At 31.8% G+C, this 9,573-nt stretch carries 10 protein-coding genes; all 10 read left to right on the top strand.

The window, feature by feature from the left end; genetic code table 11:
• The first annotated feature begins 309 nt into the window (after positions 1–309).
• Genes PTI45_RS23020 through PTI45_RS22975 form a run of 10 tightly spaced genes read left to right on the top strand, consistent with a single transcriptional unit; the run spans position 310 to position 9,398 of the window.
• Positions 310–1,476, top strand: coding sequence for a DegT/DnrJ/EryC1/StrS family aminotransferase (locus tag PTI45_RS23020; protein WP_175425258.1), 1,167 nt, complete (start codon positions 310–312; stop codon positions 1,474–1,476).
• On the top strand, positions 1,469–2,128 hold the full coding sequence (locus tag PTI45_RS23015) for an HAD family hydrolase (protein WP_069329927.1): 660 nt from the start codon (positions 1,469–1,471) through the stop codon (positions 2,126–2,128). The genes PTI45_RS23020 and PTI45_RS23015 overlap by 8 nt, the downstream gene beginning before the upstream one ends.
• Positions 2,118–3,047 carry an ROK family protein gene (locus PTI45_RS23010; RefSeq protein WP_069329926.1) on the top strand — a complete coding sequence of 310 codons (930 nt, stop codon included), beginning with the start codon at positions 2,118–2,120 and terminating at the stop codon, positions 3,045–3,047. The genes PTI45_RS23015 and PTI45_RS23010 overlap by 11 nt, the downstream gene beginning before the upstream one ends.
• A complete protein-coding gene (locus PTI45_RS23005) occupies positions 3,047–3,571 on the top strand; it encodes a Gfo/Idh/MocA family protein (protein ID WP_069329925.1) in 525 nt (174 codons plus the stop codon). Before PTI45_RS23010 ends, PTI45_RS23005 begins: the two co-directional genes overlap by 1 nt.
• Before the next feature lie 17 nt (positions 3,572–3,588).
• Positions 3,589–4,128: a hypothetical protein gene (locus tag PTI45_RS23000; RefSeq protein WP_069329924.1), complete on the top strand. Its 540-nt coding sequence runs from the start codon at positions 3,589–3,591 to the stop codon at positions 4,126–4,128.
• Positions 4,121–5,485 carry a 3-phosphoshikimate 1-carboxyvinyltransferase gene (aroA, locus tag PTI45_RS22995; protein ID WP_069329923.1) on the top strand — a complete coding sequence of 455 codons (1,365 nt, stop codon included), beginning with the start codon at positions 4,121–4,123 and terminating at the stop codon, positions 5,483–5,485. The genes PTI45_RS23000 and aroA overlap by 8 nt, the downstream gene beginning before the upstream one ends.
• Positions 5,482–6,360: a nucleoside-diphosphate kinase gene (locus PTI45_RS22990; protein ID WP_069329922.1), complete on the top strand. Its 879-nt coding sequence runs from the start codon at positions 5,482–5,484 to the stop codon at positions 6,358–6,360. Before aroA ends, PTI45_RS22990 begins: the two co-directional genes overlap by 4 nt.
• Before the next feature lie 10 nt (positions 6,361–6,370).
• Positions 6,371–7,825 (top strand): FAD-dependent oxidoreductase, encoded by a 1,455-nt coding sequence (locus PTI45_RS22985; protein ID WP_069329921.1) that lies wholly within the window; start codon positions 6,371–6,373, stop codon positions 7,823–7,825.
• 1 nt (position 7,826) lies between these two features.
• The gene (locus PTI45_RS22980) at positions 7,827–8,762 is read left to right on the top strand and encodes a phosphotransferase (protein WP_069329920.1); all 936 of its coding nucleotides are present in this window, start codon (positions 7,827–7,829) and stop codon (positions 8,760–8,762) included.
• A gap of 6 nt (positions 8,763–8,768) precedes the next feature.
• Complete coding sequence (locus tag PTI45_RS22975) at positions 8,769–9,398, top strand: nucleoside/nucleotide kinase family protein (RefSeq protein ID WP_069329919.1); 630 nt, start codon at positions 8,769–8,771, stop codon at positions 9,396–9,398.
• Positions 9,399–9,573 lie beyond the last annotated feature (175 nt).

The following is a 9,573-nucleotide window of genomic DNA, read 5'->3' as shown; positions in this document are numbered from 1 at the left end:
GAGGTATTGAATATTCTTACAAAGGACAATGACGTTTTAGATTTACAACTTAAAGAACCAGATATCGAAGATGCAGTTAGTCATTTTTATAAATAATTTAACGTGAAAATAAATATCGATATGATAATAATTAAAAAATTAGCTTTTAATGAGGGGAGGTGGGAAGCAAATGTTTAGCTATTTATTTGCAAGAATTATATAGCAACTATTCTTTATTTTAAATTTGTTTTAGATGAGTTCATAAGTTCAAAAAATATGTTCATCGATTAACTTTAAGTACAATTTATTAATATATAAGTGGGTGAAAACTTGAATACTCAATGGCCAATAATAACAGAACTTGATAAACAGAGAGTATTAGAATGCCTTGAAGAAGGTCGACTCTGGAGAGGAAATGCAAAATATATTTTTGAGTTTGAAAAGAGTTTCTCTGAGCTCCACGGTGTAGATTTTTGTCTTTCTGTTACAAATGGGACACATGCACTTGAATTAGCATTAGAATCTCTTGGGATCGGAAGCGGAGATGAGGTTCTCATACCTGCATACACTTTTATATCAACTGCTACAGCTGTACTTATTCGAAATGCAATACCCATACCAGTAGAAGTATGTGAAGATACTTACTGTATAAATCCTTTGCGGATTGAAGAACAAATCACATCGAAAACGAAAGCTATTATTCCTGTTCATATAGCAGGACATGCATGTGATATGGATGAAATTATGAAAATTGCAGGTAAGCATAATTTATATATTATTGAAGATTGTGCTCATGCTCATGGTAGCGTTTACAAAGAGAAGCCACTTGGATCATTTGGTGATGTTGGTACTTTTAGCTTTCAAGCAAGTAAGGTAATGACTGCTGGTGAAGGTGGAGCATTTATAACAAAAAGTAAAGAAGTATGGGAAAAAGCATCCTTAATTTTTAATTGTGGTAGACCTATGGGAGCAACGTACGATCATCTACTTTTATCTTCAAATTACCGTATGTCTGAGTTGCAAGCAGCGCTCTTATTAGGACAGATTGATAGATTGAAAAAACAAATTGAAACACGAAATAGTAATACACAATTTTTAAATAAATGTGTAAAAAATATCGATGGAATTAGACCGCAGCAACGAAAAGAGTATGCAACAGTACAAGGCTATTCGATGTATATGTTCCGTTATCAAAAAGAATACTTTAATAATTTACCAAGGGAAATGTTCATTAATTATTTAATTGATAATGGTATTCCCGCTTTTAAAACGTACCCTATTTTTTTTGAAACTTCATTATTTGATAATTTAAAAGAAAAATATACACAATTTCATCATTATAACCGAGATATTCAGTACTCTTCTGATGATTTTCCTATTTCAAAAAAAATATCTGAAGAAGTAGTATGGATTCCTCATTATTATTTGTTTCATGATCAAATTGATCTAGAGAGAACTGCTCAAATTATAAGAAAGTTTGTTGAAGTTTATGATTGAAAAAAAAATAAATTTTTCCGATAATCAACTGTTTATATTTGATCTTGATGGAACCATTGTAGATAGTAAACAGTTAATGACTGAAGCATTAGGAGAATGTTATCAAAATTTAGGAATCGAAGACCCACCTTACAATCATTTCTTTTCTCTGATGGGTAAGTCTTTGGAGGCTATTTTTAGAGAACTAAATATTCCGATAGAGCTTGTTCGTAATTATCAACATTATTGTAGTTCGCATAAAGATAGAATTTATCTATTTCCCTATATGGCACAAATTATTAAGAGTCTTTCTGATCAAAAAAAGAAAATGGCTATACTTACAGGAAAAGATAGAATAAGAACCTTTGAAATTTTAAAGATGTATAACATAATGAATTATTTTGAAGAAGTTGTAACTTCTGATGATATTACTTATTCAAAACCAGATCCAGAAGGTATAGAAAAAATATTGAAAAAATTAAATGGCAATATATCTTCAACAATTATGATTGGAGATGGATTGTTTGATATTCAATGTGCTAAAAATGCAAATATTTCTAGTGCATTTGTATGCTGGGGAACCGGAGAAAAAAAAATAATTGAGACATTAGCTCCAGATTTTATTTTCAACAATCCTAGTGAATTAATCCAGGTGGTAAACAATGAGCAATAATATAAGAGCTTTTATAATTGATATTGGAGCTTCTAAAATTGAATATCTTTTCTTGCACAATGAAAAATGTATCAAAATGAATATCAATACCCCAACTAAAATGGATTTCGAAGAAGATATGGAGCAGTTATCTAACAGTTTTAATTTTGGAAAAAAAACTACTTTTGTAGTGATTGCTTTTCCAGGGATTATTAAAAATGGAGTGATTGTGAAGTGGCCTAATAAACCTTATTGGGAAGGCAACAATATTATAGAACGTTTCATTCAAATGTTTGATACAAAGTCTATCCTGATTGTAGAGGATTGTAATGCCGGAGCAATGGCATCGAAATATATTTTTCCAGATTGTTCAAATTCACTTTTTATAAATGTTGGCACAGGTATTGGATCGGGTATTATTTTAAATCAAAATTTGTATTCTGGTGAAAACGGATTTGCTGGAGAATTCGGTCATATAGTTGTAGATTATTTTAGCGATGATATTTGTTCTTGTGGTCGTACAGGATGTCTTCAATTGGTAGCATCAGGTAAAGGAATGGCTTCTTTATATAAAAAATCTACAAACGATCAAACTGATAATACGAAATGGATGAATCATTCAATTGGTAAAAAAATTCTCTATAAAGGAGCTATATACCTAGGGAAGAGTATAGCAAATACAGTTAATTTATTAGATATTAACAATGTTCATATTAGTGGAAGTGTATTAAAAAATGATATCTACCGAAAACAAGCTTTAGATACGGTAATGCAGGAAGAAAAGAAATTTTTATCTCGTAAACTTTCAGTTGTAATAACTTCTGAAATGAATAGTTCCTTGTTGGGTGCTTGTATAATAGCAATAAACAAATTTTCGATTTCAGCTACTACAAAAAAAAATGTTTTAGCCAATTTTCCAAGGGATGGAGAGATGAGCTAATGAGTATTGGTATAGGAATTATTGGACTAGGTTGGATTTCACAAAAGATATATCTGCCTTACTTTCTCAATAATGAGGCAGTAAACAAAATTGTTATTTATGATATAGATTTAAATAAAACAAAAAATACACCAATTCCATCTTCTGTATTAATAGTAAATACACTTGAGGCTCTTTTAAGTTTATCTGATATAGATGCAGTGTTTATTGCAACACCGAATTTTTTACACTGTGAACATATTATTAAAGCTTTACAAGCAGATAAGATTGTTTTTTGTGATAAGCCAATCTGTATTAATAAAGAGCAAGTGAAGAGCTTAGAAGATATAAATTGTCTTTATCCTGATCGACTATTCCCCCTGCTCCCCAATCGTTTTCGCCAAGATATTCAATATATCAAAAGTGTATTAGAAAATGACGATATCGGAAATGTTTATAAAATAAAAGCGCATTGGATAAGAGATAGCGGAATTCCTGGAAGTAGTTGGTTTTTAGATAGTAAAAAAGCAGGCGGGGGGTACTAATTGATCTAGGTTCACATATGCTAGACTTAATTTATTGGTTATGTGATCCAGGAAAAATAGTCAAAGTGTCAGGAAGTCAATCAAGTTTTTTCTTACGCTCGGATCGTTATGCCTCTTGGCATAACAATCATCAGTCAGAAAATTCTGATATTAATGTTGAAGATGAGATATCTATATTTGCTGAAAATGAGTATATTACGTGGTCTTTGGAATTAGCATGGGCTAGTTTCTTAGGACATGACGAAACTTTTTTTGAGCTGTACGGCGAAAAAGGTAAAATTGTTTATAAAGGATTATTTGGCTTTAGTAAAAGTATTCAAGAAGAGAAAAGTAGTGTTATGGTCAAAACAAAGGATTCATGTCATACAACTTCTTTTGACATTAGTAAACGATATGACCCATACTATTCGATGTTAAACGAATGTATGCAATGGCTTAGAGGTAATGAAAAACCTACTTTGGAAATAGAAAGTGCATTAAACACTATGTTGTTAATTGATATAATATATAATAATAACCATTTAAATAATGATAGGGAGCTGATTAAAGATGCATGAGGCAGATTTGAGAGCAAGATCACCATGGTCAGATTATAACGAGTACAGCTTAGTAGAAATTGGACCAGCACAGAAGTTGATAAATAGTGAAATTGTGATACCAGGAAGTAAAAGTTTTACAAATCGCGCGCTTATTATTGCAGCATTAGCAAAAGGAAATTCATTTTTGAAAGGTATTTTACGAAGTGATGATTCTTATTGGTGTATAGATGCCCTGCGTAAATTAGGAGTTGAGATTGAAGTTAATGAAGAATCTGTACTAGTATGCGGAGTAAATGGAAAGTGGCCTAATGAAGAAGCAAAACTCTATATAGGAGCGGCTGGTACTATAGCAAGGTTTTTACCAGGAGCATTAGCAACTTCTACAAATGGGACATGGACAGTAGAAGCGAGTAAAAGGATGAGTGAAAGGCCCATTCGACCTCTTATCGATGCTCTTATTGACTTGGGAGCTGATATTACATATTTAGAGAGAGAGGGCTACTATCCAATAGAAGTTCATGGAAATGGTCTTAAAGGCGGAGATGTTTGGATTTCGGGAAGTATATCAAGTCAATTTATTAGTGGAGTATTAATATCCGCTCCCTATGCAAAGGATCCTGTAAAGGTAAATATTAAAGATCATATTGTTCAACACGCATATGTAAAAATTACTATTGGATTGATGGAAGAGTTTGGAGCTAAAGTAACTTACACGCACGATTTAAATAATATGATAATCGAAAATTCACAATACATTGGGAAAGATATTACTCTTGAGGCAGATGCATCCACATGTGGATATTTTCTAGCTCTAGCTGCTTTAACACAAGGCAAAATACGTATTATTAATATAGGATACGACACAAATCAACCAGATATAAAAATGATTGATATTTTTGAAAAAATGGGTTGTACAGTGACGAGAGGAGATACTTTCATAGAACTGATTGGTCCTAAACAATTAAAAGGTGGATTTGATATTAGCATGAAAGAATTATCTGATCAAACTATGACTTTGGCTACAACTGCTATATTTGCGGATGGACCGATTGCAATTCATGATGTTGCACATATTAGAACACATGAATCTGATCGAATAAAGGTAATATGTGACTCTTTAAGCGCACTTGGAATTCAGGTTGAAGAGCGCGAAGACGGATTGACTGTTTATCCAGGATTACCCAAACCTGTCCTTTTACAATCTCATGATGATCATCGTATCGCAATGTCACTTGCTTTAATTGGTGCACGTGTTAAAGGAATACAAATTACAGATCCTGGTTGTGTCTCGAAAACCTGTCCAAACTTTTTTGGAATGCTAAAAGATCTTGGACTATCGGTAAATTTTAAAGATAAAGAAGAAGATGGAAAATGACAATCATATTAAAAGATTTAGCCTTTGTTATTTTCAAACCGGATACTGTTAAGCAAAATCTAGAAAGGTCTTTGTGGTGCTTTTTTCAAAAACATGGTATTAGTTTAGTTGCTCAAAAAGAGGGCATTATTACTAAAGAAAAAAGAAAAATGCTTTATATAGATTTTCATCTTAATTCTAGATCGAATTGGGATATGGGAACTCGTTTTTTTGAATTGGGGCCAGCTCTTTTCCTAATTGTACACAAAAAAATGGAAAAGGCATCTCTATCAGAATTTATTACTGAGCAGTTGAAGGGAAATTTTGTTCCAGTTTTGTCTAAACCAGAAACAATACGTGGGGAATTCAACGCTATAAACCCAGTATTTAACTTGATACACACTTCAGACTCTATTAAGGATACTTTACGTGAAGTCCAAATTTTCTTTGAACGTGAAGAGTTAAAGCTACTTCTTCAAGAACGATTGACTTGTAAAAATCTCGATTTAACACACAAAGATAGCGTAATAGAAAATACACTTAGTTTCGAAGCCCTCTTTTACAATATTAAACGTCAACTTGTTGAAAGATTTGTTGATAATGTTGAGCGTCGAAAAGGTTATGTGAACATATTAGAAGACAATTTATCTAAACTGAAAAATACAAAAAATCGAAAAAACCGTAAAGAGCTATTATTTGAATTTCTTGATCTTGAATCAAAAAATTTACTCATAAATAATGACCACCCCTTACTCATTACGCTGACAAATCATTTTCAATTTGTTGAGCTTGATTACAAACTATTATCTATACAGTTGCAAAGTGCAGGAGTTGTTTTAGATAAATGGGAAAATTATTTGTTAGAGACTTCAATGTACTATATTCATTTTTTATAGGAGATGACTTATGAGAAAATACGATACTATTATAGTAGGCGGAGGGGTTATAGGTAAAGCAATAACCTTTAAGCTTAGTGAAATTCGACCTCATTCTAAAATTCTTTCAGTTGATCCTCACTATAAGGCAAATGGTAGCGCAAGTTATGCGGCAGGAGCTATGCTGGGTGCATATGCAGAAATAACAATTGATAAAACGAACAAATTGGATTTGGAAGAAATTAATTTTCGTGTTCAAGCGCAAAAGTACTTCCCTACATGGCTAGAAAAAATTAAAGAAAGATCTGGTCGTGATATTTATACTACTATGGGAACCTTTCTCATCGCTAATGTAAATGGGAAACAGGATCTTCTGAATTTAAAAAGAATTAAAAATGAACTAGCGACAAGAAATGAGCAGTATGAATGGATAGAACCTAGCGATATTCCTAATTTTCAGCCAAATCCAGATTATCTTGCTTATCAGGGACTCTATGTTCCAAACGAAGGTTCTATAAATACATCTGATCTTATGGATGCACTTGATATAGCAATAATGAATTCAGGTGTTGAGCATCTTAATAAAATTGTGAGTAGGGTTTTAATAGAACACGACAAAGCAGTTGGTATTGTGGTTGATGGGGAAAATATATATGCTGATCAAGTTATACTGTGTGCAGGAGTTGGAATACAGAAAATTTTAGATACCACAAATCTATCGACAAAGATTCCACGTCTTATGCCGGGTAAAGGAGTTAGTTTGGTCGTTTCTTCGGACATCCCTTTTTCGAATGTTATACGCACACCTAATAGAGATTTTGCTTGTGGAACTCATATTGTCCCAAGAAGCGATTCTGATATATATATTGGTGCAACTAACCGAATTTCAAATACTCCAGGTTTAAAAGATGGAATAACATCTGGTGAAGTTCATTCTTTATTGCATAGTGCTATCCATGAAATCCATACTGGTTTTAGAACTGCAAATATTGAGAAACTTTATTTTGGATCACGCCCTATAACAACAGATAGATATCCAGTAGTTGGAGAAACTAGTGTTAGCGGACTTTATGTTGCTACAGGTACGTATCGAAATGGAATATTAATGTCTCCTTTAATTGGCGATATTGTTGCTTCTGAAATTGTAGGTGAAAATTGTCATATTGATAATCCTTTTTCTATTGAAAAAAGAGGGCTATCACTTAATAATATCAAAAATAATACAGAAGAATTAATTACAAATGGAATACGTGATCTTGTTTCTTTTATTCAAGAACCAACAGGAGCACTTCCTTATAATAGATCTCAAGAGTTAACTGACTTTATTACAATACTAACAACAATGGTTTTAAATAAAGAACAGAATAAATATGAGGAATTATTAATAGAGTCCAGAGAGCTAATTGAAAGATATCCGGTTGCTGAAATTGTTCCACAGCTCTTTTATAAATATCATCAAGTTAAAGAGCAGGAAAGGATTAAATAGTATGAACGTCAATAGACATTCAATGACTATAAAGTTTACTAAGTTAGATTTTGAGTCAAGTTATAAGGTCAAATTATCAAGCATTGAATGGTTACAAACAGGTCATACAAATCATATCTACAAACTAAATTTGAAAGATTCTCGTACTCTTATTTCAAGAATTTCAGTCACAAGACCATTAGAAGCTCTTGAATATGAGGCGAAATTTCATGAATTCTTAACTGAAAATGGGGTTTATTGTCCTAAAATTATTGGAAATAAATACGTCGAGATGGTATTCAACGAACAAACAGGTAATCAATTTCCATCTATTCTTATGGAGTTTATAGAGGGGCAACATCCTAATTCTTTAAATGACCTTAGAATTGCTGGAAACGAACTTGCAAAACTTCATCAATTAGAAATACCATCCTTTTCAAGAGAATGTGCAAGTTTTAGTTTAAAAATATTTAAAACACTATTTTTACCAGACGTCTTTTATGATTATATTACTCCAAATTTATTAAAAAATATTTTATGGATGGTCGAATCTGATATTAATGAATATGATGTTACAATATGTCATGGAGATCTATTTCGAATCAATACATTAATGAACGATCAAAAAGCATATTTTATTGATTTTGAGAGTACAGGCAAAAATAACTTTTTACTTGATCTTGGAAAAGCATTATTTGGTATGGTAACGCCTCGAGTCATAGATATTGACAGTAAAAGCGCCCATTCATTTTTAGATGGATATATTGGAAGAAAGCCACTTTCAATGTATCAAATTGAGTTACTCCCTTTTATTGCTGCTTTGGCCGGTATTCAGGTTGCATATTGGAGGTACAATTACTGGCAAAAGAATCCTAATCACAGCGATATTACCGAGCACTTATGGAAAGATGCTCTAATGACCTCTTTATCATGGGTTCAATTTTCTTTCAAGGAGTGAATCAATGTGTTAATAGAAATTTCTGGAATAGATGGTAGCGGAAAAACAACAATTATTGATCAACTCAGAAACCATTTTAATGCAAGTCCATTAACATGGGCCTATGAGAGGAATTTTAAGAATAGAGGAAAGCGTTTGCTGGAACACATTTCATTACTTCATGGGAAGGATAGGGCAGAAGAATTATTTGATCCAAATCTTATTGAATTTCATAATGCATTAGAATTAACAGAAGAGGCACATAAAAATTTTTACTATACAAATGAGAAGTCTGGAATCATGTACTTTGTTGATAAGTATTATACATCATGGATTTCACAAGCATTGTTAAGTGATATATCTATACTTAAAGAATTACAAATGATATATAACAATCTGCCACTTCCAAATGTATCGATATATCTAGATGTTGATCCTGCCATAGCTTTGATGAGGTTACAAAATAGAATGAAAGGTGATCAAATATTAAATCGAAAAAATCCCTTGAAAGTATTAGAGAAGATGAGAAACAGTTTTGAAACTATTCATCAATCAGTCCCATATGAACAGTATAGAATAAATGCTAATGAAGATTTAAACAAAGTATTAGAGCAAGTATTACATTTCATAAATATAGAAATCGAAAAACAAAAATAATAAAATAATTTTTATTAAATTGTAATCATTTCTTGGTACTATACGAAGAAATGATTTTTTTCATCATTTATCCACCCGTTTATGTAATAAAATTGAAAATGTTACTATTAATTAAACTCTCATTTAATGTGCGTAATCAAAATATACTACATGTACGCTATAAACTCTCTTAAAG

The organism is Paenibacillus nuruki (genome assembly GCF_001721045.1).
Taxonomy (GTDB): Bacteria; Bacillota; Bacilli; order Paenibacillales; family Paenibacillaceae; genus Saccharibacillus; species Saccharibacillus nuruki.
The sequence above is the reverse complement of the archived record's forward strand: the minus strand, read 5'-3'. Positions and strand labels throughout refer to the sequence as shown.

What these genes read in the sequence shown, in the direction of transcription:
- PTI45_RS23015 (WP_069329927.1), top strand. Translation starts at nt 1,469, where the DNA reads ATGATTGAAAAAAAAATAAATTTTTCCGATAATCAACTGTTTATATTT.
- PTI45_RS23010 (WP_069329926.1), top strand. Translation starts at nt 2,118, where the DNA reads ATGAGCAATAATATAAGAGCTTTTATAATTGATATTGGAGCTTCTAAA.
- PTI45_RS23005 (WP_069329925.1), top strand. Translation starts at nt 3,047, where the DNA reads ATGAGTATTGGTATAGGAATTATTGGACTAGGTTGGATTTCACAAAAG.
- PTI45_RS23000 (WP_069329924.1), top strand. Translation starts at nt 3,589, where the DNA reads ATGCTAGACTTAATTTATTGGTTATGTGATCCAGGAAAAATAGTCAAA.
- aroA (WP_069329923.1), top strand. Translation starts at nt 4,121, where the DNA reads ATGCATGAGGCAGATTTGAGAGCAAGATCACCATGGTCAGATTATAAC.
- PTI45_RS22990 (WP_069329922.1), top strand. Translation starts at nt 5,482, where the DNA reads ATGACAATCATATTAAAAGATTTAGCCTTTGTTATTTTCAAACCGGAT.
- PTI45_RS22985 (WP_069329921.1), top strand. Translation starts at nt 6,371, where the DNA reads ATGAGAAAATACGATACTATTATAGTAGGCGGAGGGGTTATAGGTAAA.
- PTI45_RS22980 (WP_069329920.1), top strand. Translation starts at nt 7,827, where the DNA reads ATGAACGTCAATAGACATTCAATGACTATAAAGTTTACTAAGTTAGAT.